Annotated in this window: 26 protein-coding genes; 12 read left to right on the top strand and 14 right to left on the bottom strand. The window is 55.6% G+C overall.

The genetic code is table 11. The annotated features are described in order from the left end of the window. Nucleotides 1–11: 11 nt before the first annotated feature. Nucleotides 12–305 carry a copper-binding protein gene (locus ACOTZP_RS17500; protein WP_046618907.1) on the bottom strand — a complete coding sequence of 98 codons (294 nt, stop codon included), beginning with the start codon at nt 303–305 and terminating at the stop codon, nt 12–14. Between the two features lie 53 nt (nt 306–358). Continuing rightward, nucleotides 359–760 (bottom strand): hypothetical protein, encoded by a 402-nt coding sequence (locus ACOTZP_RS17495; RefSeq protein WP_063201394.1) that lies wholly within the window; start codon nt 758–760, stop codon nt 359–361. Nucleotides 761–1,102: 342 nt separating this feature from the next. Between ACOTZP_RS17495 and dcuC the strand changes: the two genes are divergently transcribed. Together dcuC and rna are read left to right on the top strand one after the other, a co-directional pair. Continuing rightward, nucleotides 1,103–2,470, top strand: a complete 1,368-nt coding sequence (gene dcuC, locus ACOTZP_RS17490; protein WP_017382481.1) for an anaerobic C4-dicarboxylate transporter DcuC — start codon at nt 1,103–1,105, stop codon at nt 2,468–2,470. A 94-nt stretch (nt 2,471–2,564) separates the two neighbouring features. Then, entirely contained in the window at nt 2,565–3,374 is an 810-nt protein-coding gene (gene rna, locus ACOTZP_RS17485) for a ribonuclease I (protein WP_032624674.1), read from the top strand. On the opposite strand, the gene ACOTZP_RS17480 is transcribed toward rna, so the two are convergent. Continuing rightward, on the bottom strand, nt 3,368–3,994 hold the full coding sequence (locus tag ACOTZP_RS17480) for a flavin reductase family protein (RefSeq protein ID WP_023299579.1): 627 nt from the start codon (nt 3,992–3,994) through the stop codon (nt 3,368–3,370). The genes rna and ACOTZP_RS17480 overlap by 7 nt on opposite strands. A 262-nt stretch (nt 3,995–4,256) precedes the next feature. On the opposite strand from ACOTZP_RS17480, the gene rnk reads away from it, so the two are divergent. Then, on the top strand, nt 4,257–4,667 hold the full coding sequence (rnk, locus tag ACOTZP_RS17475) for a nucleoside diphosphate kinase regulator (protein WP_022647414.1): 411 nt from the start codon (nt 4,257–4,259) through the stop codon (nt 4,665–4,667). A gap of 138 nt (nt 4,668–4,805) precedes the next feature. Here rnk and ACOTZP_RS17470 read toward each other — a convergent pair whose 3' ends face one another. Then, on the bottom strand, nt 4,806–6,044 hold the full coding sequence (locus ACOTZP_RS17470) for a zinc-dependent alcohol dehydrogenase (protein WP_015571156.1): 1,239 nt from the start codon (nt 6,042–6,044) through the stop codon (nt 4,806–4,808). A gap of 179 nt (nt 6,045–6,223) precedes the next feature. Between ACOTZP_RS17470 and uspG the strand changes: the two genes are divergently transcribed. After that, on the top strand, nt 6,224–6,652 hold the full coding sequence (uspG, locus tag ACOTZP_RS17465; protein WP_023299578.1) for a universal stress protein UspG: 429 nt from the start codon (nt 6,224–6,226) through the stop codon (nt 6,650–6,652). A gap of 59 nt (nt 6,653–6,711) precedes the next feature. Here the strand turns inward: uspG and ahpF are convergent, their stop codons facing one another. After that, nucleotides 6,712–8,277, bottom strand: a complete 1,566-nt coding sequence (ahpF, locus tag ACOTZP_RS17460) for an alkyl hydroperoxide reductase subunit F (RefSeq protein ID WP_206227961.1) — start codon at nt 8,275–8,277, stop codon at nt 6,712–6,714. Nucleotides 8,278–8,518: 241 nt separating this feature from the next. Beyond that, nucleotides 8,519–9,082, bottom strand: coding sequence for an alkyl hydroperoxide reductase subunit C (ahpC, locus tag ACOTZP_RS17455; protein WP_014882974.1), 564 nt, complete (start codon nt 9,080–9,082; stop codon nt 8,519–8,521). Nucleotides 9,083–9,703: 621 nt separating this feature from the next. Between ahpC and citR the strand changes: the two genes are divergently transcribed. The 3 genes from citR to ACOTZP_RS17440 all read left to right on the top strand — a co-directional run bounded on the left by citR (nt 9,704) and on the right by ACOTZP_RS17440 (nt 12,587). After that, complete coding sequence (citR, locus tag ACOTZP_RS17450; protein ID WP_421633757.1) at nt 9,704–10,624, top strand: DNA-binding transcriptional repressor CitR; 921 nt, start codon at nt 9,704–9,706, stop codon at nt 10,622–10,624. 128 nt (nt 10,625–10,752) lie between these two features. Beyond that, nucleotides 10,753–11,976 carry a phosphoadenosine phosphosulfate reductase gene (locus ACOTZP_RS17445; protein ID WP_271075003.1) on the top strand — a complete coding sequence of 408 codons (1,224 nt, stop codon included), beginning with the start codon at nt 10,753–10,755 and terminating at the stop codon, nt 11,974–11,976. Further along, nucleotides 11,961–12,587 carry an IbrB-like domain-containing protein gene (locus tag ACOTZP_RS17440; protein ID WP_032624678.1) on the top strand — a complete coding sequence of 209 codons (627 nt, stop codon included), beginning with the start codon at nt 11,961–11,963 and terminating at the stop codon, nt 12,585–12,587. Before ACOTZP_RS17445 ends, ACOTZP_RS17440 begins: the two co-directional genes overlap by 16 nt. Here ACOTZP_RS17440 and ACOTZP_RS17435 read toward each other — a convergent pair whose 3' ends face one another. After that, on the bottom strand, nt 12,588–13,748 hold the full coding sequence (locus tag ACOTZP_RS17435) for a pyridoxal phosphate-dependent aminotransferase (RefSeq protein WP_022647408.1): 1,161 nt from the start codon (nt 13,746–13,748) through the stop codon (nt 12,588–12,590). Nucleotides 13,749–13,870: 122 nt separating this feature from the next. On the opposite strand from ACOTZP_RS17435, the gene ACOTZP_RS17430 reads away from it, so the two are divergent. The 3 genes from ACOTZP_RS17430 to ACOTZP_RS17420 are packed head-to-tail and all read left to right on the top strand — an operon-like array spanning nt 13,871 to nt 15,710. Then, entirely contained in the window at nt 13,871–14,485 is a 615-nt protein-coding gene (locus ACOTZP_RS17430; protein WP_022647407.1) for a methylthioribulose 1-phosphate dehydratase, read from the top strand. Next, on the top strand, nt 14,482–15,171 hold the full coding sequence (mtnC, locus tag ACOTZP_RS17425) for an acireductone synthase (protein ID WP_023305674.1): 690 nt from the start codon (nt 14,482–14,484) through the stop codon (nt 15,169–15,171). Before ACOTZP_RS17430 ends, mtnC begins: the two co-directional genes overlap by 4 nt. Continuing rightward, complete coding sequence (locus tag ACOTZP_RS17420) at nt 15,168–15,710, top strand: 1,2-dihydroxy-3-keto-5-methylthiopentene dioxygenase (RefSeq protein ID WP_022647405.1); 543 nt, start codon at nt 15,168–15,170, stop codon at nt 15,708–15,710. Before mtnC ends, ACOTZP_RS17420 begins: the two co-directional genes overlap by 4 nt. A 121-nt stretch (nt 15,711–15,831) precedes the next feature. Here ACOTZP_RS17420 and ACOTZP_RS17415 read toward each other — a convergent pair whose 3' ends face one another. Next, a complete protein-coding gene (locus ACOTZP_RS17415) occupies nt 15,832–16,056 on the bottom strand; it encodes a helix-turn-helix transcriptional regulator (RefSeq protein ID WP_022647404.1) in 225 nt (74 codons plus the stop codon). Between the two features lie 106 nt (nt 16,057–16,162). Here ACOTZP_RS17415 and ACOTZP_RS17410 point away from each other — a divergent pair, with 106 nt between their 5' ends. Next, nucleotides 16,163–16,399 (top strand): helix-turn-helix domain-containing protein, encoded by a 237-nt coding sequence (locus tag ACOTZP_RS17410; RefSeq protein WP_022647403.1) that lies wholly within the window; start codon nt 16,163–16,165, stop codon nt 16,397–16,399. A 96-nt stretch (nt 16,400–16,495) separates the two neighbouring features. Here ACOTZP_RS17410 and ACOTZP_RS17405 read toward each other — a convergent pair whose 3' ends face one another. Next, nucleotides 16,496–16,966, bottom strand: coding sequence for an SRPBCC family protein (locus tag ACOTZP_RS17405; RefSeq protein WP_022647402.1), 471 nt, complete (start codon nt 16,964–16,966; stop codon nt 16,496–16,498). A gap of 43 nt (nt 16,967–17,009) precedes the next feature. Beyond that, nucleotides 17,010–18,026, bottom strand: a complete 1,017-nt coding sequence (gene mtnA, locus ACOTZP_RS17400; protein ID WP_058645961.1) for an S-methyl-5-thioribose-1-phosphate isomerase — start codon at nt 18,024–18,026, stop codon at nt 17,010–17,012. Nucleotides 18,027–18,128: 102 nt separating this feature from the next. Between mtnA and mtnK the strand changes: the two genes are divergently transcribed. Further along, complete coding sequence (gene mtnK, locus ACOTZP_RS17395) at nt 18,129–19,328, top strand: S-methyl-5-thioribose kinase (RefSeq protein WP_271075005.1); 1,200 nt, start codon at nt 18,129–18,131, stop codon at nt 19,326–19,328. A gap of 87 nt (nt 19,329–19,415) precedes the next feature. Here the strand turns inward: mtnK and ACOTZP_RS17390 are convergent, their stop codons facing one another. From ACOTZP_RS17390 to ACOTZP_RS17375, 4 genes are all read right to left on the bottom strand, one after another. Further along, nucleotides 19,416–20,657 carry an LVIVD repeat-containing protein gene (locus tag ACOTZP_RS17390; protein ID WP_023299569.1) on the bottom strand — a complete coding sequence of 414 codons (1,242 nt, stop codon included), beginning with the start codon at nt 20,655–20,657 and terminating at the stop codon, nt 19,416–19,418. A gap of 83 nt (nt 20,658–20,740) precedes the next feature. Beyond that, nucleotides 20,741–21,805, bottom strand: a complete 1,065-nt coding sequence (locus ACOTZP_RS17385; protein ID WP_271075006.1) for a sugar ABC transporter substrate-binding protein — start codon at nt 21,803–21,805, stop codon at nt 20,741–20,743. Nucleotides 21,806–21,824: 19 nt separating this feature from the next. Continuing rightward, a complete protein-coding gene (locus ACOTZP_RS17380; RefSeq protein ID WP_271075007.1) occupies nt 21,825–22,820 on the bottom strand; it encodes an ABC transporter permease in 996 nt (331 codons plus the stop codon). After that, entirely contained in the window at nt 22,817–24,319 is a 1,503-nt protein-coding gene (locus ACOTZP_RS17375; RefSeq protein WP_038415646.1) for a sugar ABC transporter ATP-binding protein, read from the bottom strand. The genes ACOTZP_RS17380 and ACOTZP_RS17375 overlap by 4 nt, the downstream gene beginning before the upstream one ends. Nucleotides 24,320–24,358 lie beyond the last annotated feature (39 nt).

Here is a 24,358-nt window from a genome sequence, read left to right as displayed (position 1 = left end):
GGTGACCTCGCTTAGCGCGCTGGCGTCAGCGAGATAATCTGGAAACCGTCACCCGCTCGCTCAAGCGTGAAGGTCACCTCATCCCCCGGTTTGGCGCCATTCAGCGTGGCACCCGAAGATAAAGTAAACGGCATGGTCATCGCTGGCCATTTTAGTTCCGGTATGGCCTCGTGACGGAGCATGACGGCATTGTCAGAGATTGACTGAACCACGCCGCGGCCCTGCCAGGTCTGGTTTGCCTGAACGGTATAAGAAGCGAAAGAGATGGACGCGCCAACCAGCGCGGAAAGGAATAGGGTACGCATGATAAAACTCCTGTTAAACGTTAAGTAAATAAAATCAACGAATTAACAGGTTTTTACTCCCGAAACCGGCAATAGCGGATCGTTGCCGGCGGCCCCACAGCAGGAGGGGTAACAGACCACGCAGAATGGCTTGCAGATGAACACTCTGGCGTCGTTAAGGTCAGCGTCATGGCGGCAGGCAGCGCCACCAGATGCGGCTGGGCAGGTTCTTTTTGTACCTGATCCGGCACACAATGTTTTTCACACAGCGGTGAAGCACCGGCAGCATAATGCGGCCCCGGTTCCGCCATCATATCCATATGCTGGATGGTGGCCACCTCACCGCGCAAATCCATTGAACATTGATGGGAGGCGACGGCCACCTGACTCTGGATCAACAGCCAGCCAAACGCCAGCAAAAACATCAGCAGATGTTTTTTGATAAAGCGCAGGCGATATGTCCAGCTGGCGTGCATATTCAGATCGTCGGATAGGGTAAAAGTGAACCGAGTATAAGCAGGCAAAAGAATGAAAGAGAAGTAGTTTTAAAGAGATTTACGTTTTTAAATCGATTGTCGGCAAGTAATACTCAAAACCTTAACACTTCACCATCAATTTAATGACATATAATATCTATTCATCAGGTCAATAACGTCTTAATATAAATGACGCAGGGTTAGCAAAAATATCGTCATCATTGCCTTTAGTAGTCTCTTTCTTGATTTTAATCAGCAAGGGCTGGCCATTTATTCGGCACATTTCAGGCTTCTTTTTTATTGATTATTTGTCTCTCGGGCAGCAAGGATACAGGGGAAATCATGCTTACTTTTCTCGAACTCCTCATTGGAGTCGTGGTCATTGTCGGTGTAGCACGCTACATCATTAAAGGTTACTCAGCCACCGGCGTGCTATTTGTCGGCGGCCTGACGCTGCTGATCATTAGCGCGCTAATGGGTCATCAGGTTTTACCCGCCAGCGAAGCCAGCACCGGATATACCGCTACCGATATTGTGGAATATATAAAAATTCTGCTGATGAGCCGCGGCGGCGACCTGGGCATGATGATCATGATGCTCTGCGGATTTGCTGCTTATATGACCCATATCGGCGCGAATGATATGGTGGTGAAGCTGGCTTCTAAGCCGCTGCAATATATTAACTCCCCCTATCTGCTGATGGTCGCGGCTTATTTCCTGGCCTGTCTGATGTCATTAGCCGTTTCCTCAGCAACGGGCCTTGGCGTGCTGTTAATGGCGACGTTATTCCCGGTAATGGTTAACGTCGGGATCAGCCGTGGCGCAGCGGCGGCTATTTGCGCCTCTCCGGCGGCGATTATTCTCTCCCCTACTTCCGGTGACGTGGTGCTGGCCGCGAAAGCCGCGGAAATGTCGCTGATTGACTTCGCCTTTAAAACCACACTGCCAATCTCCATCACCGCTATTCTCGGCATGGGCGTGGCGCATTTCTTCTGGCAACGCTACCTCGATAAGAAAGAGAACGTCAGCCATGAGATGATGGACGTCAGTGAAATCACCACTACCGCCCCGGCGTTTTATTCCATCCTGCCCTTCACGCCGATTATTGGCGTGCTTATTTTTGACGGCAAATGGGGCCCTCAGCTGCACATCATCACTATCCTGGTGATCTGTATGCTGCTGGCGGCCATCCTGGAATTTGTTCGTGGCTTTAATACCCAGAAGGTGTTCACGGGTCTTGAAGTCGCCTTCCGCGGCATGGCGGATGCCTTCGCGGGCGTGGTGATGCTGCTGGTTGCCGCAGGGGTGTTTGCTCAGGGGCTGAGCACCATCGGCTTTATCCAGAGCCTGATCTCTATCGCCACCTCGTTCGGCTCGGCCAGCATTATCCTGATGCTGGTGCTGGTGGTACTGACCATGCTGGCGGCGATGACTACCGGCTCCGGTAACGCGCCGTTCTATGCGTTTGTTGAGATGATCCCTAAGCTGGCACACTCCTCCGGCATCAACCCGGCTTACCTGTCCATTCCGATGCTCCAGGCCTCCAACCTGGGTCGTACCATTTCTCCGGTATCGGGCGTGGTGGTTGCGGTGGCGGGGATGGCAAAAATCTCTCCGTTTGAAGTGGTAAAACGCACGTCAGTGCCGGTGCTGGTTGGCCTGATTATCGTTATTATCGCCACCGAAGTGCTGGTTCCCGGCGCTGCCTAAGCGAAATTCCTGCTTTCCAAAAAGCGCCTGCGGGCGCTTTTTGTGCTTTAATAACCCTCAGAAATTAATCGCGCCCAACCAATCAGGAAAGCAAATGTTCAGGAAGGATATCGTTATCCCGTCTGGCGCAGTAGCGCTTGCACTCTGTGTCTTCTCAATTCAGGCAGATCCGCTTAAGCCAACCCAGTACGGCGATTTCGATCGCTACGTTCTGGCGCTTTCCTGGCAAACGGGATTTTGCCAGAGTATGGTCGAACGCAACCGTGACGAACCGGAAGAGTGTCGCCTGCAAAAAGAGAGCAGCAACAAAACCGATTTTCTGACCGTCCACGGCTTATGGCCAGCGCTGCCGAAATCTATTGCCGCTCGCGGAGTGGATGAACGCCGCTGGATGCGCTTCGGCTGTGCCACTCGTCCGGTTCCGAATATGCCGGAAGCAAAAGCCAGCCGCAAATGTGACGCCGCAGAGACCGGACTATCGCTAACGGGCGCGGCGAAGCTGAACAGCGTGATGCCCGGCGCGGGCGGCAACTCCTGCCTTGAACGTTATGAATACGCGAAACACGGCGTCTGCTTTGGTTTTGATCCCGACGCTTACTTCGGCACCATGGTGCGCATGAACCAGGAAGTGAAAAATAGTGCGGTTGGGGAATTTCTGGCGGAAAACTATGGCAAGACCGTCCGCCGTAGCGACTTTGATGCAGCCGTGGCCAAAAGCTGGGGGAAACAGAACGTAAAAGCGTTCAAGCTTACCTGCCATGGCAATCCGGCTTATCTGACCGAGATGCAGATCTCGCTAAAATCCAGCACCATTAACAACTCGCTCTCAGCCAGCACCTTTGCGCCACAGCCGCATCCGGGCAACTGCGGCAAACAGTTTGTTATCGATAAAGCTGGTTACTGATTGTTCCTGCGCGCATCCGGGCGTACCAGATCGAAGCGATGGCTGTCGCTGATGCCGTAGTAGGCTGACGGTCCACCCGCACGCAGAATGGGCTGCGCTTTCGCGGTCTGGTAAATCCCCTCTTCCAGCAAACTCTCAGCGATATGGACGCCCACCACTTCGCCGAGCACCAGCCAGGTATCAATCGGTGTCCCATCCGCGCCGGTCAACTGAATGCACTGTGACAATCGACACTCGAAATTCACCGGGCTTTCCGCCACGCGCGGCGAGCTCACAAGCTGGCTGGCTACGGGCGTCAGGCCGGCAAAGGTAAATTCATCCTCGCCATGAGGGAGTGTGGCGGAGGTTTCATTCATCGCCTCAGCCAGATCGCGCGTTGCGAGATTCCAGACAAACTCTTCCGTTTCGGTAATATTCCGCACGCTATCCTTCCAGCCGTTGCTGGAAAAACCAATGATCGGTGGGCGATAGTTAAAGCAGTTAAAGAAGCTGTACGGGGCAAGGTTCAGTTGACCGGCCTTATCACAGGATGAAATCCAGCCAATCGGACGTGGACCGATAATGGCGTTCAGCGGGTCGTGCGGCAGACCGTGCCCCTGAGACGGTTGGTAAAAGTACATATCGCTCTCTCTACGCTGGGGCTGCAACGCGCATTGCCCGGTTTAAGTTTTACCAGCGTAACGAAATTTCCGTTCAGCGTGAATCGGGATGCCGGGTTTATTGCCAAAAATTCATATGGCGCACGAATGTGATCTTCATCACTTCAAACTTAGGGTTTCAGACAGTATCATCAGATAAGTTAAACCCTCGCTGCCAGACGGCGAGGGTTTTCTTTTGGATTGGTTTCTGCGTTACACGCAGCATTAACGACATGGAGTAAAAATGTCCAGACCTACGATTATCATCAATGAACTCGACGCAGAACGTATTGACCGACTGTTGGAGAAACCAGAATTCGCCTCGCTGCCGGTTGCCGATGCGCTGAACGAAGAGCTAGACCGGGCGCAAATGTGTACGCCTGAGACCATGCCGCATGATGTGGTCACCATGAACAGCCAGGTGAAGTTCCGCAACCTGACCACCGGGGAGGAACTCACCCGTACGCTGGTCTATCCGGCGCAGATGACCGACAGCAGCATGCAGCTTTCGGTGCTGGCACCCGTGGGCGCGGCGCTGCTTGGACTGCGCACGGGCGATACTATCCACTGGGAACTCCCGGGCGGCGCCTCAGCCCATCTGGAAGTACTTGAGCTGCTCTACCAGCCCGAAGCCGCTGGCGATTACCTGCGTTAATCCCTTCTGAACAAGCGACCCCGCTTTGCACAGAGGATGCACCTGCATCCTCTTTCCGCAAATTCACCGATTGTCTTATATCGGACAAAAACCGCTTAATCCACGCTTACTCTGTTGTAGTGCCGTGGGGACAAAACCTCACACAACGCCGCCGGGGAAGGCATTCACCAGTCCCTTCACTTTCTGCTGCGCTGCCTCCGGGGTATCTGCGCCAGGCACCAGGATCACCTTGCGGCACTCCTCCTCCCGTTTTTCGAAGATCTTATAGGCGCGCTCCGCATCAGCCAGCGGAAGATAGTGGGTCACAATATCTTCCGGTGTAAGCAACCCTTTTTCGATAAGCGGCAGCAGCTCTCCCAGCCAGGCGTGGACGTGCGTCTGCCCCATCTTAAAGCTCAGCCCTTTATCGAAGGCATCGCCAAACAGGAAGCCATGGATGAAACCGGCGTACACGCCCGGCACGCTGACCACGCCGCCGCGTCGCACCGCAGCAATGCACTGGCGCAGGGCTTTGCCGCTGCTGCCTTCAATTTTCAGGTTACTGAGGATCGTTTCCGTCGTGCTGCCTTTGGCCTCAAACCCGACGGCATCAATCACCGCATCCACCCCGCGCTGCCCGGCCGTTTGCTCAATGATTTTCTCCGCCGCGTCGTTATCGTCATCAAAGTTAATCGGGATCGCGCCGTAGCGCTCCTGGGCAAACCGCAGTCGATAGGGATGATGGTCAACCACAAAAATCTGCTCTGCGCCGAGAAGCCGCGCGCAGGCAATGGTCAGCAACCCCACCGGCCCGGCCCCGAATACGGCGACGCTGGAGCCTTTCTGGATCTGCGCATTTTTCGCCGCCTGCCAGGCGGTAGGCAGAATATCTGACAGGAAAAGCGCTTTGTCGTCTGACAGCAGCTGAGGCACTTTAAACGGCCCCACGTTGCCTTTCGGCACGCGCACATACTCCGCCTGTCCGCCCGGCACGCCGCCGTAAAGATGGCTGTAGCCAAACAGCGCGGCAGGGGCGGGAATTTGCTTTTTGTTCAGCGCCGCGCCCTGCCCGCGGTTCGTGTTTTCGCAGGCCGCGTACTGTTGCATCTGGCAAAAGAAACAGTCACCGCAGGCAATCACAAACGGGATCACCACCCGGTCACCTTTCTGCACGTTCTTCACTTCGCTCCCGCACTCCACCACCTCGCCCATAAATTCATGACCAAAGATATCGCCGTGCTGGACCTTGGGAATTTTTCCGCGATAAAGATGCAAATCAGAACCACAGATCGCCGTGGCCGTTACGCGCAGGATGATATCGTCAGGCTGTTCGATGCCCGGATCGGGGACATTATCGACCCGAACATGATGTGGACCGTGATAGGTGAGAGCTTTCATGCAACCTCCGAAAGGGTGTGGGTAAGCTTATAAAAGGGTAGCTACCTCTCGGGATATGCCCCGGAATCCGGCTGTTTTGAGATTTATCCTGGCGAGATAAAAGTGCTGTCGGGATTACAGAAACCATTTATATTTTGTGGTTGAATGATTGCAGCGTTTATAAACAAGGAGAAACGGGTATGTATCAAACAATCATTATGCCGGTTGATGTTTTCGAAATGGAACTGAGTGATAAAGCTGTACGTCATGCGGAATTTCTCGCGCAGCAGGACGGAGTTATTCATCTTCTGCATGTTTTACCGGGCACTGCCAGCCTGAGCCTGCATCGTTTCGCTGCTGATGTGCGTCGTTTTGAAGAGCATTTACAGCATGAAGCCGAGACGCGCCTGCAAACCATGGTCGGGCACTTCAGCATCGATCCTTCCCGCATAAAAACCCACGTCCGGTTCGGTAGCGTGCGTGACGCCGTAAATGAGCTTGCTGGGGAATTAAATGCCGACGTGGTAGTGATTGGTTCGCGCAACCCGTCTATTACCACGCACCTGCTGGGGTCGAACGCCTCCAGCGTGATCCGCCACACCCACATTCCGGTGATGGTCGTCAGATAAAAAAAGAGGCCACCTTTTGGTGGCCTCTTGTATTGCAGGTGTCGTCTTGCTTTCTTTTATTATGCAGTTTTGGTGCGGATCAGGTAATCAAACGAGCTCAGCGAGGCTTTCGCACCTTCACCGGTAGCGATGATGATCTGCTTGTACGGCACGGTGGTGCAGTCGCCCGCCGCAAATACGCCCTTCACGCTGGTTTCGCATTTCGCATCGATGATGATCTCGCCCATGCGGTTGCGCTCAATTGCGCCTTCCAGCCAGGTGGTGTTTGGCAGCAGGCCAATCTGAACAAAGATCCCCGCCAGCGCTACGCTGTGGATATCGCCACTCACGCGGTCACGGTATTCCAGACCGGTCACTTTGCTGCCGTCGCCTTTCACTTCTGTCGTCTGGGCATTGAGCACAATGTCGACGTTATTCAGGCTACGCACTTTATCCTGCAGCACCTGGTCCGCTTTCATCTCAGGGGCGAACTCCAGCAGGGTAACGTGTTCAACAATTCCCGCCAGATCGATAGCCGCTTCCACACCGGAGTTACCGCCGCCGATCACCGCTACGCGTTTACCTTTGAACAGCGGGCCGTCACAGTGCGGGCAATAGGTCACGCCTTTGGTGCGATACTGATCTTCGCCCGGCACGTTCATGTTGCGCCATTTCGCGCCAGTGGCAATGATCACGCTGCGCGCCTTCAGCACCGCGCCGGACGCCGTTTCAATCTGGTGCAAACCACCCTCGACCGCTGCCGGAACCAGTTTGCTGGCGCTCTGGCTGTCAATGACATCCACGTCGTAGTCGCTGACGTGCGCTTTCAACGCCCCGGCCAGCTTCTGGCCTTCGGTTTTCGGCACGGAAATGTAGTTTTCAATGTCTACGGTATCCAGAACCTGACCACCGAAACGCTCGCCCATCAGACCGGTACGGATCCCTTTACGTGCGGAGTAAACCGCTGCCGCCGCGCCCGCCGGGCCGGAGCCAACAATCAGCACGTCGTACGCATCACGTTGGTTCAACTCTTCCGCCGCACGTTTTTCTGCGCCGGTATCCACTTTGGCGACGATTTCGGTCAGCGTCATACGCCCCTGGCCGAACTCCTGACCATTCAGGTAAACCGCCGGAACGCCCATCACGTTGCGCTCGGTGATTTCGTTCTGGAACGTACCGCCGTCAATCGCCGTGTGCTTAATGCGTGGGTTGAGCACTGACATCAGGTTCAGCGCCTGCACCACGTCCGGGCAGTTGTGGCAGGAGAGCGAGTAATAGGTTTCAAACTCAAAATCACCGTTGATATCGCGGATCTGCTCCAGCAGCGCCTGCGCTTCTTTTGACGGATGACCACCGGTCCACAGCAGCGCCAGCACCAGGGACGTAAATTCGTGCCCCAGCGGAGAACCCGCGAAACGCGGCCCCTGGTCAGACCCTGGGTTGGCGATCAGGAAAGAAGGCTTACGGACTGCCAGCGTGTTGTCTTCTTTGAAGGTCACTTTCGGCGACAGCTCAGCAATCTCTGTCAGCAGCGCTTTGATTTCTGCCGATTTCGCGCTGTCGTCCAGCGTGGCAATCAGCTCAACAGGTTTGGTCAGTTTCTCAAGGTAGGCCTTGAGCTGGGTTTTCATGTTAGTGTCGAGCATTATTCTTCCCTCTCTTAAAACGTCATCATGCAAGCCGCCTTATACGGGCTGCCTGAATGCAACTTGCATCATGGTGCTGGAATGAAATGGGCGCGGGTGCGCCCATGACTGAAACAATTTCCAGAGTATTTCGCGTCAGAGCAAGGCGGCTAGCCTGAGAATCCCCGGGAGCTTACTGAAGTAAGTGACCGGGGTGAGCAGGCGACGCCAACGCAGCTATGGCGTGAAGGACGACGGAAATTTAGATCTTGCCGACCAGGTCCAGAGATGGCGCCAGCGTCGCTTCGCCTTCTTTCCATTTCGCCGGGCACACTTCGCCTGGGTGAGAAGCAACGTACTGAGCCGCCTTCACTTTGCGCAGCAGGTCAGATGCATCACGGCCGATACCTTCAGCGGTAACTTCGATAGCCTGGATAATGCCCTGCGGGTCAACAACGAAGGTCGCACGGTCAGCCAGGCCTTCATCTTCACGCATATTGTCGAAGTTACGGGTCAGGGCGCCAGTCGGGTCGCCGATCATCGCGTATTTGATTTTCGCGATAGTTTCAGAGCTGCTGTGCCACGCTTTGTGGGTGAAGTGGGTATCGGTAGAAACAGAGTAAACGTCTACGCCCAGCTTTTGCAGTTCTTCGTAGTGGTCTGCAACGTCGCCCAGTTCGGTCGGGCAAACGAAGGTGAAGTCAGCCGGATAGAAGAAGAACACGCTCCAGCGGCCTTCGGTATCTTTCTCAGTAACTTCGATGAACTCACCGTTTTTGAACGCCTGGTTTTTGAAAGGTTTAATTTTGGTGTTAATCAAGGACATCTGTACTTCCTCCGTGTTTTCGTTGAGGTGTAAGGTAACCAACTTTGTTCATCGGGGCTAATGCGTATGCTTTATCAAATCAATCAGCCAAACCTTACAACAGCAACAAGACAGCAAGGTGAACCTTTTACAGGAAAGCCTGAAAGTAAAAAGGCCGCCTCAACGGGCGGCCCTGATACCTGAATTCCCCGCAGGTACATTCAGTGCCAGCCGAAGCTGGCGTTGCGTTGCGCTCTACATACCTTGTATCAAGGCCGTAACAGCGGTTTGATTACAGCACCCCTGCGCGCAATGAGCAATGCATAAGAGGGATAGTCCTGCCTATGGCTGTGATAGGCAGATTCGAACAGGTCATTGAAACATTATAAATTTAATTTCATTATGGGTTTCACGCTATATATAAACGCCATTTGTCATTCAAATAATTCAATCACACTTTAAAGATAAAATTATCTTAATAACTCTTGAAGATATGTTTCAATAATCCAGAGCCGTGATATATTAAGATCACTTAAATTTTAAATTAAGCGAGTTATTCACACGGATTGTAAAGGGTAACTACACTCTGTCGTACTCCATGGTGTGATAACGACAGCAAACTCAACTCACTCAGGACGAAACATGGCAAACCTCTACGACCTAAAAAAATTCGATCTCAATCTGTTAGTTATCTTCGAATGCATTTACCAACATCTCAGTATCAGTAGGGCTGCCGAGACGCTTTATATCACACCATCCGCCGTCAGCCAGTCGCTGCAACGCCTGCGCGGTCAGCTTGATGACCCCCTGTTTATCCGTTCAGGGAAGGGAATTACGCCCACCACGGTAGGTACCAACTTGCATCATCATCTGGAAAAAAATCTCAATCAGCTTGAGCAGACGATCAACATGATGCATCACTCGGACATCAAGAAAAAGTTCGTTATCTATTGCACTCAAATGGTGTCTCCTGGTTCGATGCTGGAACCGTTGAAGCTTTTAATATCTGAGGAGAATTATGAGATAGAACAAAGAGATATGCTTATTTCCTCCGAATCAGCGGAAGATTTGTTGGCCTATCGTAAAGCCGATCTCATCTTCTCTATCGCACCTATCCACAATCGCTCTGTGGTCTGCACCCACTTCACTACGGTGCCGATAGCCTTAATCTGTAGAGCAGACCACCCAAGGCTCGCTGACACAGCTACGGTGGACGCGCTATACCAGGAGAAATTCACTTTTTACCAGAGTGCTCATCCGGGTGTAAAAGAGTTCCAGAGTCGGGCCAATGACGCTTTTCCGGAAAGAAATATTGCTTTTCACACCGACTCCCTTAGCTCTCTCATCTCTATGGTCAGTTCATCTGATTTGTTAGGCTATATCCCCGTGTCGATCTATGAAACATTTAAAGAATCTTTGAAATTAAAAAGGCTTGAACCACCGTTTGCGCTGCCTGAATTAAAGATCTATATGCTCTACGGCCGTTCATCACTGAATAGCTCTGTTTTTTCAACATTCATTGAAAAAATGCATAAGCTCTGCGTTTCTCCGCCGTCTGCGTAAAATACATTTGCATGGTGAATATAATTAAAGCGAACCGAAAAAAATGACTCCGTGAAATTAAGGATAAATAATTCCATAATATCGTTTTGATTTTCCCAAGACATTTAACACGCAGGACGCGATTAATCATGTCGAACTATAAAATCCCTTTACAGGAAAATGTTTTAGACGCTTCTGCGGAACGCATACACTGGACGCTTAACAATTTCCCCAAGGTATGCGTTTCCTTTTCCGGTGGAAAAGACTCTACCGTGATGCTGCATCTTGTTGCCCAGAAAGCACGGCAATTAAAGCGAAAAATAGACGTCATCTTTCTGGACTGGGAAGCGCAATTCTCGTCGACCATTCAGCATGTTGACGCTATGAAAACGCTCTATCGGGATGTTATCCACCAGTTCTGGTGGGTAGCGCTTCCGCTCACGACCCAGAACGCCCTGTCACAGTTTCAACCTGAATGGCAGTGCTGGGAACCCGGAACAAACTGGGTTCGCCAGCCACCAGAAGATGCCATTACCGATTATCACTATTTCGATTTTTATCAGCAGGGAATGACGTTTGAAGCCTTCGTGCGCGAGTTTGCCGAATGGTATGCGCAAAGACGTCCTTCCGCAGTCATGGTGGGGATCCGCGCCGATGAATCTTACAACCGCTTTCTGGCTATCGCGTCGGCGCGTAAGCAGCGCTTTTCTGACGATAAACCCTGGACGACCGTCGCCCCGGGTGGGCACGCCTGGTATATCTACCCACTGTACGACTGGAAAACCGCCGACATCTGGACGTGGTTCGCGAAATCAAAATGTTGCTATAACCCGTTATACGACCTGATGTACAAGGCGGGGGTGCCGCCGCGTTATATGCGCATCTGCGAACCGTTTGGTCCGGAACAGCGTCAGGGCTTATGGCTCTATCATGTCATTGAACCCGAACGCTGGGCGGCTATGTGTGAACGCGCCTGCGGCGTGCGAAGTGGAGGTATTTATGCCGGGCACGATAACCATTTTTATGGCCACCGGAAGATCCTGAAACCTGACCATCTCGGCTGGCGCGAATACGCCATGCTGCTACTCGACAGCATGCCGCAAAATACGGCGGAACATTACCGAAATAAAATCGCAATTTATCTCCACTGGTATCAAAAGCGAGGCCTGGACGATATTCCCGATACGCAGGAGGGTGACATTGGCGCAAAAGATATCCCTTCCTGGCGACGCATTTGCAAGGTTTTACTCAACAATGACTACTGGTGCCGGGCTCTCTCATTTAGTCCAAACAAACCTAAACACTATCAACGCTACAGCGAAAGAGTGAAAGCTAAACGCAAGGAATGGGGGATTTTATGCAGCAGCAAATAATCAGAGAAATGCAGACGTACCTGCAGGCCCTTTCTGAAGAAGAGAAAATCGGCGCTATTAATGCCTTTCGCCAGGCATTACACGAAATCAGCCCTTTTAATAATCAACCCGTCGACTGCGTATTGTGGATAAAACAGACTGACATCACCGCCAATGACTACAACCCAAATAATGTCGCTCCGGCGGAGAAGCGGTTGCTCAGCAAATCACTGGAGCTGGATGGATTCACACAACCTATCGTTGTGACGGAAAATGCGCCTGAGAGCTATGAAATTGTCGATGGATTCCATCGCCATGAGCTTGGCAGTCATCGGGCTATTCTGAAGCGTCAACTTAAAGGTTACCTCCCTGTTACCTGCCTGCGTAAAGCACGCCAGGAAAAGTTCGATCGCATGGCTACAACCATTCGTCACAACCGCGCGCGTGGACGCCACCAGATCAATGCCATGTCAGAAATCGTGCGAGAACTGGTGCTTATGGGCTGGAGTGAGCAGAAAATTGGCCTGGAGTTGGGTATGGACAGCGATGAAGTGCTGCGACTGAAGCAAATCAACGGTCTGCTGGAACTCTTCGCGGACCGTCGTTTTTCAGAAGCCTGGACGGTTGAATAGTCAGAGCGAATTTAAGCGCGCAGCCGCTGCCAGCAGCGTCGCCTCCTGCTTCGCAAAGCAAAGACGAATCAGTTTATGCGGGAAGGGATCGGCGCAGAACACCGACAGCGGAATGGCCGCCACGCCCACCTCTTTCGTCAGCCACTGGCAAAAACTGACATCATCCAGATCGGAAATCGCGCTGTAGTCGGCCAGCAGGAAGTAAGTACCTTCACAGGGTAAAATCTCCAGCCGACTCTCGCTCAAGGCAGTCACAAACCGATCCCGCCGCGCACGGTAAAAAGCTGGCAGGTCCCGGTAATGTTCAGGTTCAGCGCGCAGCATATCCGCCAGCGCCAGCTGGGCGGGTGTGTTTACGGCAAACGTCAAATACTGGTGCACTTTACGCAGCTCAGCGCTGATGGCGGCGGGCGCCACGCAGTACCCTACCTTCCAGCCGGTCATATGGTAGGTTTTCCCAAATGATGATACCGCGATTGCGCGCTCGCGAAGCTGCGGATGCGCCAGCACGCTGGCATGACCCTCTTCGGCAAAGCAGATGTGCTCATACACCTCGTCGCTCAGAACATAGATTTCACGTTCGGCGATGGCCTGCCACAGGGCGGCAAAATCGCTTTTCTGCCACACCGTCGCCGATGGGTTGTGTGGCGTATTCAGGATCACCAGCCGGGTTTTATCGCTCAGCAGCGCGGCAAACGCCTGCCAGTCCGGACGAAAATGCGGCGGCTGGAGCGCCACGCGTTTCACCACGCCACCGGCCAGTTCAATCGCCGGGGCGTAGCTATCGTAGCTCGGGTCAAAACAAATCACCTCATCGCCCGTACGCACCAGGGCGGTTATCGCCGCATACAGCGCTTCGGTGGCCCCTGCGGTTACCGTGATATCGCTGTTCGCGTCAGGCTTATGGCCGTATAACTCCGCCGTTTTATCCGCAATGGCTTCACGCAACGCCTGCACGCCGGTCATCGGCGCATACTGGTTGGCTCCCTGCGCAACGTGGTACGCCAGACGCTCCTGCAAATATTTCGGCCCGTCAAAATCCGGGAAACCTTGTGAGAGGTTAATGGCGTTGTGCTGCTGCGCCAGGGCGCTCATCTGCGTAAAAATCGTCGTGCCGAGATTCGGAAGTTTACTCTGCGGGATCAACGGGTTATTGCTCATTGTAGTGTGCCTGCCTGTAATACTTATGTTGCTGACACTATAACACGATGTTAGTCTCTGGCAATCAAGACGCTTAGACGTCTAAATGATATAAATATTCCTGACCGAGAGGGTAAAAGGAAATGACAGACAACCTGCAACTCACACACCTGGTCGAGGCCTGCCGCTGGATTGGCGCTAAAGGCTGGGCGCCCGCTACCGGCGGCAATATGTCCGTGCGTCAGGATGAACATCTGTGCTGGCTGAGCGAATCCGGAAAAGACAAAGGCAGCCTGACCACCGCCGATTTTCTACAGGTTGAAATCGCCACCAACCGTGCGCCTTCTGGCCGTAAACCGTCGGCAGAGACCGGGCTGCATACCCTCATCTACCGCCTGTTCCCCGAGGCTAACGCCGTCCTGCACGTTCACACCGTCAATGCCACGGTGCTGTCGCGGCTGGTCAACGAGACCGAGCTGAAGATCTCCGGCTTCGAGATGCAAAAATCCCTTACCGGACAGACCACGCATCGGGATACGGTGGCCATCCCGGTGTTTGATAATGACCAGGACATCGACGCCCTCGCCTCTCGAATCGCCCATTACGCGCAGGAACGCCCGCTTAATTATGGTTTTCTTCTGCGCGGTCATGGCTTAACCTGCTGGGGACGCGACGTGGCCGAAGCCCGCCGTCATCTGGAAGGTTTAGAATTCTTATTTGAATGCGAAATGCGTTTACGACAATGGGAGAGAGTATGATTCGCGCGATTGTGACGGATATTGAAGGGACCACCAGCGATATCCGTTTTGTCCATGATGTTTTGTTCCCTTACGCGCGTGAGCGGCTGGCGGCCTTTGTGACCGCGCAGCAGTACGCCGAGCCGGTCAAATCGATTCTGGACAACCTGCGCGATGAAATCAGCACTCCGCATGCCAGCGTCAGCGATCTCATCAACGTGTTGTTTACCTTTATGGATGAAGACCGCAAATCGACGGCGCTCAAAGCCCTGCAAGGCATCATCTGGCAGGACGGTTACATCAACGGTGACTTTACCGGCCATCTCTACCCTGATGTACTGCCCGCGCTGGAAAAATGGAAGGCACAAGGGATTGATCTCTATGTTTATTCCTCTGGCTCCGTCGCCGCGCAGAAACTGTTATTTGGCTACAGCGACGAAGGTGATATTACTCATCTGTTCAGCGGCTATTTTGATACCCGCATCGGTGCCAAGCGTGAGGTGCAGTCTTATCAAAATATTGCGGCGCAAACGGGCATCGCCCCGTCGCAGATCCTGTTCCTGTCGGATATTCATCAGGAGCTGGACGCGGCTGAACAGGCGGGTTTTCGCACCCTGCAACTGATACGCGGTGAAGATGACGGCGCAAGCCATCACCATCAGATCCACCAGTTTGACGAGATTAACCCGGAGCAGATCCCTTCATGAGCGCATTGACCATTTATTCCGATAAAGACGCCAGTAAGCACCTGTGGCACAGCACCGACGCCGCCGAGATTGCCCAACAGCTCAACGCCAAAGGCGTGCGGTTTGAACGCTGGGCGGCAGACCGTGATTTAGGGCAGGATCCCGCGCCTGAAGCCGTGATTGAGGCGTATCAGCATGCAATCGACAAGCTGGTGGCAGAGAAAGGTTATCAGAGCTGGGACGTGATTAGCCTTCGCGCCGACAATCCGCAGAAAGAGGCGCTGCGCGCGAAGTTTCTCAACGAGCACACTCACGGCGAAGACGAAGTGCGCTTTTTCGTGGAAGGGGCGGGACTATTCTGCCTGCACATCGGCGATGAGGTGTATCAGGTGCTGTGCGAGAAAAACGACCTGATTTCCGTACCCGCAGGCACGCCGCACTGGTTTGACATGGGTTCAGAGCCGAACTTTACCGCCATTCGTATTTTCGACAATCCGGAAGGCTGGGTTGCCCAGTTTACGGGCGATGCAATCGCGGATGCGTATCCACGCCTGGCCTGATCTTTTCTCCCTACCCCGCAAAGTAATGCGAGCACCGTGCTATCCCCTCGCCCCTCTGGGGAGAGGGTTAGGGTGAGGGGAACATACGGCTCAGGTGGTCAGTTCCATACTCAGGCATTAATTAAATGCTGGCGATAATCCTCTGCACATCTGCGCCAACCAGCCTCGCCAGATGCACAAACTCCACCACGTCCAACCTACGCTCACCGTTTTCCACTTTAGCAATAAACGATTGTGGTTTTCCCAGTGCCTCCGCAAGCTGCGCCTGAGTCATCGCCTTCTCTTTACGCGCTTTCTTCAACGCATTGATAACACGCTGGTATTCATCCGAGTAAACTGAAGCCATTGTTCCGATTCCATACAAATATCCTGAAATCGAATATCCTCCCGTTGCCTTCTCATCCCAAAACAGGATAATTGAGCACGTAACGAACACATGTAAGGAGGACACAATGCAGCATCAGAACTGGCACCCGGCCGATATTATCGCTGCACTAAAGAAACATGGAACAAGCCTGGCTGCGTTGTCCAGAAAGGCTGGCCTTTCCTCATCCACACTGGCAAATGCGCTTACCCGACCATGGCCCAAAGGTGAACTGCTTACCGCTCAGGCGCCAGACATTCCACCCGATGTGATATGGCCGGAAAGATACTTTGATGAAAAGGGAAGCGAGTATTTCGTCAGATGAGGAATACCAAAAAGAGAAATCTGTCTTCAACATAATCAATGAATTATCCCCCCTCACCCCAGCCCTCTCCCTCAAGGGAGAGGGGGTCTTAGAGCACTACCGTTTTAGCCCTTTCACATACCCCACCAGCTGATCCAACACCACGCCCCACCCTTCGTGGAAGCCCATCTGTTCATGCTGCTCGCGGATTTCCTTCGTTGGGTGACGCGCTATCGCCGTGTAGCGGGTCTTGCCCTCCCCTACATCTTCCAGCAGCAGGATCGCCGTCATAAACGGCGTTTCAGCCGGCTTCCAGCCCTCAGTATAGCCATCGGTAAAGACCAGCTTGTTCCCCGGATCGATTTCAAGAAATACGCCCCGGTTATCCATCCGCTGCCCGTCCACCTCAAACACGGTATTGAATCGCCCACCCACGCGCAGATCGAGGTCGCATTCAGTCACCTTATGGGGAGCAGGAATGAAGAAGTTTTTGATGTGCTCCGGTGTGGTCCAGCAGAGCCACAGCAGGTCGCGCGGTGCATCCACCACGCGTTCCAGTTTTAAGTCTGTTTCAGGATCGAGCGTCACGATAACGTCCTCTAAAGGGAACCCCTTACAAGGATAGTCCCACTCAGGCGAATTTCCCTTTCGCTACCTCTTCAGGGGTGACCACGCCCGTATCCAGCACCCAGCCGCTAATCAGCGAGGCGGGGGTAACGTCAAACGCCGGGTTATAGACCTGCGCCTCTTGCGGCGCCCACTGCACCGCGCCAAAGCTTCCCGCCACGCCCGTCACTTCGCTGGCCGCGCGCTGCTCAATCGGGATCGCGTCACCGTTCGGGCAGTCCCGGTCGAGGGTCGTTTGCGGGGCGGCGACGTAGAACGGAATACCGTGGAACTTCGCCAGCACCGCCAGGGAATAGGTGCCGATTTTGTTCGCCACGTCGCCGTTGGCGGCAATGCGGTCTGCCCCCACCCACACGGCATCCACCTGCCCTTTTGCCATCAGGCTGGCGGCCATGGAGTCAGTAATCAGCTGATAAGGCACGCCCAGCTCGCCCAGCTCCCATGCGGTCAGCCTGCCGCCCTGCAACAGCGGACGGGTTTCATCCACCCAGACGTTGCTGACGTTGCCTTCCTGATGCGCGCGGGCAATCACACCCAGCGCCGTACCGACGCCCGCCGTTGCCAGCCCGCCGGTATTGCAGTGGGTCAGCAGGCGGCTGCCGGGCTTCACCAGCGCGCTACCCGCTTTCGCAATCGCGTCGCAAAGCCGTTTGTCTTCATTAATCAGGCGCAGCGCTTCAGCCACCAGCGCCGGAACGAACGCTTCCTGCCACAGCGCAATCTTCATGCGGTCGAGATTGTTCATCAGGTTCACCGCCGTCGGGCGGGAGGCACGCAGGGTCTCCAGCGCCGCCGCCAGCTCGTCGCGGCCTTTACCGCTTTCCGCTAACAGCGCCAGCAGCAGGCTTGCAGAGAGACCAATCAACGGCGCGCCACGCACGCGCAGAGCGTGGATATGCCCAACCAGCGCCTCCACCGTCGAGGCATCCAGCCAGCGTTTCTCCTGCGGAAGCGCCTGCTGGTCGAGAATAAAGAGCTGATTATTCGCCACCCGCAGGCTGGTCGTCTGTAATGTCTGCATGTCGTTAATTCCCTGTTGCGTTGTTGTAGCACATTGTGTCAGGATGAAATCCAGATGTATAGACGTCTACATGTCTTAATTAGCAAAACTGAGGAGCAGGCCATGTCGCAATACCGTACCTTTACCGCTCAGGACGCCGTGGAGTATGCCAGGCAGTTTGGCGGACTTGACGATCCGTCATCGCTGGTGGAGGCGCAGGAAATCGGCGACGGTAACCTCAACCTGGTCTTTAAAGTTTTCGACCGCGCGGGCGTGAGCCGCATCGTCGTTAAGCAGGCGCTGCCCTATGTGCGCTGCGTCGGCGAGTCCTGGCCGCTGACGCTGGATCGCGCTCGCCTGGAGGCGCAAACCCTGGTCGAGCATTACAAGCACAGCCCTGAGCACACGGTGAAAATCCACCACTTTGACCCGAAACTGGCGGTGATGGTGATGGAAGATCTCTCCAGCCATCGCATCTGGCGCGGCGAGCTGATTAACAACATTTACTACCCGCAGGCGGCGCGGCAGCTGGGTGAATATCTGGCTCACACCCTGTTCCACACCAGCGATTTTTATCTGCATCCGCACGAGAAAAAAGCGCAGGTGGCAAAATTCATCAACCCGGAGATGTGCGAGATCACTGAAGATCTGTTCTTTAACGATCCGTACCAGATCCACTCGCGCAACAGCTACCCGGCCGATCTGGAGAACGATGTTGCCGCCCTGCGCGACGACGCCCAGCTTAAAATCGCTGTGGCCTCCCTGAAGCACCGCTTCTTTTCGCATGCCGAAGCCCTGCTGCACGGGGACATTCACAGCGGCTCAATTTTTGTGGCCGATGGCAGCCTGAAGGCCATCGACGCCGAGTTCGGCTACTTTGGCCCGATTGGCTTTGACGTTGGCACTGCCATCGGCAACCTGCTGCTGAACTTCTGCGGCCTGCCGGGGCATCTGGGCATTCGCGATGCCGCCGCCGCGCGCGAGCAGCGCCTGACCGATATTCAGGAACTGTGGAACACCTTAGCGGAGCGCTTCCAGGCGCTGGCGAACGAGAAAACGCGCGACGCCGCGCTGAGCGCGCCGGGCTATGCCTCTGCGTTCCTGAAAAAGGTCTGGCATGACGCCATCGGTTTCTGCGGCACCGAGCTGATTCGCCGCAGCGTCGGGCTTTCCCATGTGGCGGATATCGACACCATTCAGGATGAAGCGATGCGTCACGAATGCCTGCGCCACGCGATATCCCTCGGCAAGGCGCTGATTGTGATTGCTGACCGCATCGACAGCGCGGAAGAGCTGGTCGCGCGGGTGCGGCAGTACAGTTGAGAACGTTTGCCCGGTGGCGCTGCGCTTACCGGGCCTACGGGTGCAAAATGTAGGCCGGGTAAGGCGAAGCCGCCACCCGGCAAAAACTCACCCCAGATACTCAATCACTGACATCCCACCGTTATAATCCGTGCTGTAAATAATCCCCTGCGCATCCACAAACACGTCGCACGACTGGATCACCTGCGGGCGATTGGGCCGCGTATCCATCATCTTTTCCGGCGCCGCGGGCACCAGCGCCCCCGTTTCTACCGGGCGATACGGATTGGAAATGTCATACGCGCGCACGCCCGCGTTCTGGTACGTCGCGAAGATCAGCGTTGAGCTGACAAAGCTCCCCGGCCGGTTCTCGTGCAGGTTGTGCGGGCCGAAATGCGCCCCTTTCGCCACGTAGTCGGTTTCATCCGGCTGCGGGAAGGTAGAAATGCTCACCGGGTTCGACGGCTCGCGGATATCAAACAGCCAGATCAGCTTCTCGCCGTCCTGCTGGTTATCCAGCACCGCCTCGTCCAGCACTACCAGCAGATCGCGATCCGGCAGCGGAAGCGCGGTGTGCGTCCCGCCGCCAAACGGCGGGCTCCAGTTACGGTGGCTAATGAGCTTAGGCCGGGTGCGGTCCTTCACGTCCAGCAGCGTCAGGCCACCGTCGCGCCAGCTGCCGTACGCGGTATCGCCTGCAATAATCGCATGGTGCAGGGCGTAGCGTTTGCCTTCCGGCCAGTTCGGCTGTTCGCCTTCGGCCTGATTCATCCCCGGCAGCCACCAGCGTCCCGCCACTTCAGGCTTGCGCGGGTCCGCCAGATCGATGGTCAGAAAGATGTAGTCGGTAAAGCCGTCTATCAGCGCTGAGACATACGCCCAGCGGCCACCGACGTACCAGATGCGGTGAATGCCGATGCCGCTCAGCGATAAAAAGCCTATCTCGCGTGGCCTGTCCGGTGTGGAGATATCAAAGACGCGAAGCCCGGCGCTCCAGCCTTTATCCTGCACATCGCTGACGGTCTCCCCCACCTGGCGGGTGTAGTAGACCTTCTCGTCGGCAAAACGCGCATCGGCAAACAGATCCCGGGCGTTGATCACCAGCAGCAGGTCGTCATGCGCCTGGAGATGCACATTCCAGGTACCCGGCGGCGCAGGCACGTATCCTGCGGCTTTTGGTTTTTTCGGGTCGCGCACATCCACTATCGAAAAGCCCTGCGACACCATATGGCCGATATAGGCGAAACCGCGGTGCACCATCAGCTGCACGCCGTCCGGGCGACCGCCCTGATCGCTATGGCCAATTAGCCGCATATTGCGGCTGTATTCGGGTTGAGGTAATGCAGACATGTATAAGTCCTTTCGCCGGATGGCGGCTGCGCCTTATCCGGCCTACAACACCGTAGGCCCGGTAAGCAAAGCGCCACCGGGCATTATTTTGACCTGGCTTCCAGCGTCGCAAACCACGGCGCAACAAAATCTTCCGTCTGGCCCCAGCCCGGAATGATTTTCCCCAGAGACGCCACGTTCACCGCCCCCGGCTGCGCGGTCAGCAGCGCCTGCGGGATCGCAGCGGCTTTGAAGTCGTAGGTGGCAGGCGTGGCTTCACCGGCAATCTTGTTGGCGATCAGGCGTACGTTGGTCGCGCCAATCAGCTTCGGATCTACCGCCACGCTCACCTTCCACGGGCTACCCGGCTCGCGCATCAGCTGTAAATCCTGGTTGGAGATGTCGATGCTGTAGAGTTTGATCTCGGTGCGGCCGTTCTCTTTCAGCGCCTTATACGCGCCCTGGCTGAAGGCATCCCAGGTACCCCAGATGGCATCGATTTTACCTTTCGGGTATTTCGCGAGGATCGCGCCCACCTTGTTGGCGGTATCGCCCTGCACGTCAGAGGAGACCGCGCCGATGGACTCCAGCTCTTTAATCTCCGGGTACTGCTTTTGCAACTCTTTATACGCTGCCTGACGGCGCTCCATCGGCGGGAAGCCCGCGACCCATAGCTTGACGATATTGGCCTTGCCGTTGAAATCTTTCGCCAGCTGGCCGAAAGAGAGGTTGGTCAGGGAGGCATCGTCCTGCTGGGTAACGGTTACGCCCGGGATCTCGCCGTTCACAGCGGTATCAAACACCGAAACTTTGATCCCGGCATCCACCGCCTTCTTCACCAGCGCGGTGGAGTACGGATCGCGCCCCTGAGAGAGAATAATCCCGTCGTATTTCTGGCTGATGGCCTGGTTAACGAAATCCTGGAATTTGGCGTCGTCCCCGTTACTTAAAAAGGTGCTGACCTTAAAGCCGAGCTTTTTCCCTTCCTGAATCGCCCCGGCAACAAACTGCGTGGTGTTGTCGTCCGAGCCCAGGTTGCGGATCACCGCGATGCGGATCGGGCCGTCATGGCTGGCAATGGCGGTCGGAACAGGCGCGGGGGTAGCCGCCAGGCCCGGCAGAGAAGTGAGTAACCCAAAAGCTACCAAAGAGAGCGCAATCTTTTTCATTTATTATCCCGTTGTGTTGTCAGCGTTTTTGTATGTAGGTAATCGCCAGCGCTACCGCGAGCACCAGCCCTTTTATAATGTCCATGGCGTAATACGGCACGGAGAGCATCACCAGCCCGTTCGACAGCACGCCGAGGATCACCGCCCCCACCAGCGTACCCAGCGCGTTCGGCTTGCCGGATCCGGCCAGCGAGAAGCCGATCCACGCCGCCGCCACCGCGTCCATCAGGTAGCCGCCGCCCGCATTCACCTGCGATGAACCAATGCGCGAGGCCAGCAGAATGCCGCCCAGCCCCGCCAGCAGAGAGGCAATCACGTAGGCTGCCACTTTGTAGCGGGTGGTGCGAATGCCGGAGAGGCGCGCGGCTTCGGGGTTGCCGCCAATGGCGTACATCCGGCGTCCATGGGTGGTCAGCGACAGGCCCAGCTGTGCCAGAATCGTCACCACCAGCATGACGATCACAATGGTCGGCACCTGCCCCAGCAGGCCAAACGCCGCCGGAATGGTCCCTTCCGCCATGTCGCCGCTCGGCAGCACCATGTTCTCGGTAATCGACCCGCCGTAGCTGTAGGTCATCGCCACACCCTGGATGACAAACAGGCTGGCAAGGGTCGCGAGCATGTCCGGAATGCGCAGGATGACGATCAGAAAGGCGTTTAACAGGCCGACCAGCGTACAGAGCGCGAGGGTCAGCAGAATCGACTCGGTGGTGCCGAAGCCGTGCCAGACGAAAAGCGAAATCACCAGCGCGTTCGCCAGCGACGCGGTAGATCCTACGGAGAGGTCGAACCCGCCGACGGTCAGCGAAATAGAGACGCCAACGGCAATCACCGTCACGATGGCAATCGAGCGCAGAATGTTGATGATGTTGTTCGGGTCGAGGAAGCTGTCCGACGCCAGGCCAAACACCGCCACCAGCGCGACGACGGTCAGCAGCATGCCCCACTTATAAAGAAAATCGAAAATCTGCTGACGGCCAGACGCCGCCGTGGTCACTGAAAGGGCCTTGCTCACGACGCCGTTCCTCCGGTTGAATAATAAAGTAGTGTTTCTTCCCGGGCCTCTGCCCCGGCGATTTCCGCCACGATGCGCCCGTCCCACAGCACGCAGATGCGGTCGCACAGACCGACCAGCTCGGCAAATTCACCCGAGGCGTAAATCACCCCTTTGCCCTCGCGCGCCAGGCCGTCGATCAGTTGAAACAGATCGGTTTTGGCCTTCACGTCCACGCCTTTGGTCGGCTCGTCGAATATCAGCACGCTGGCGTCATTGCGCAGCCATTTCCCGATGGCGACCTTCTGCTGGTTACCGCCGGAAAGCCGACGCAGCACCTGCCCCGGCCCGCGCGTGCGCACGCCGACGCGGGCAATCACCTCTTCCGCCCAGCGCCACGCCTGACGATGACCAAACAGGCTCCAGCGCGAGAAACTGTTATCGGCGCACACGGCAAGGTTCATGCTCACCGGCTCGTCGATAAAAATGCCCTCTTTGCGCCGCTCCTCCGGCACCAGCGCCAGACCGCGTAGCACCGAGTCTGCCGGATCGCGCGGTTTCCAGGCCTGATGGTTCAGCTCGCCGCGCGCCACGCGGCTTTTGCTGGCGCCAAACAGCGCCTTGCAGAGTTCCGTTTTCCCCGCCCCCGCCAGCCCGGCAATGCCGAGGATTTCACCTTTGCGCAGATGCAGGGAGATATCTTTCAGCAACGCGTCGTCGTGCAGGCCTTCCACCCGCAGCAGCATCTCTTCACCGTGCGGCGGTCGCGGGGGCGGATAGATATCGCTCAGCTCGTGGCCGAGCATCTTCTCGACGATCTCCTCTCCGCTCAGATCCGCCATCGGGCCGGACTCAATCAGCCTGCCGTCGCGCAGCACCGTCAGGGTGTCGCAGATGGCCTTCAGCTCGTGAATGCGGTGAGAAATAAACACCACGCCAATGCCCTGCTGTTGCAGACGTCTTACTACCGCAAACAGACGCTCGCTTTCGTGCGCGTCCAGCGGCGCAGTGGGCTCATCAAGAATGAGAAAACGGCAGTGGTGCGAGAGCGCCCGCGCCAGCAAAATCTGCTGCTTTTCAGCCAGCGTGCAGCTGTCGATGGAACGGCGAACGTCCAGCGAAACATCCAGCTGCGCCAGCGCCTGCCGCGCCTGCTGACGAATCGCGCGCCAGCTGTAGCGGTGTCCCGGCTGCGCCAGCTGGTCGAGCATAATGTTCTCCGCAATGCTCAGCCCGGGGATCAGCGCCACGTCCACCTCCTGCTGCACAAGGTGGATACCCAGCCGTTTGGCGTCCAGCGGCTCGCGGATGCTTACCTGCTGGTTGTTAATGCAGATTTCGCCTTCATAACGATCGTGCGTCCCACACAGCACCGCCATCAGCGTCGATTTTCCCGCGCCGTTGGCGCCGGTCAGCGCATGCACCGACCCGCCATTCAGGGTGAAATCCACGCGCGACAGGGCCTGAAAGCCGGAAAAGGCCAGGCTGATACCGCGCATCTCAAGGCGACTGGAAACCATCCGCGTAAATCCTTCATTACTCTTCTGATTTAGCGAATT

This window comes from Enterobacter cloacae complex sp. SYL001, assembly GCF_049237025.1.
Taxonomy (GTDB): Bacteria; Pseudomonadota; Gammaproteobacteria; order Enterobacterales; family Enterobacteriaceae; genus Enterobacter; species Enterobacter intestinihominis.
The sequence above is the reverse complement of the archived record's forward strand: the minus strand, read 5'-3'. Positions and strand labels throughout refer to the sequence as shown.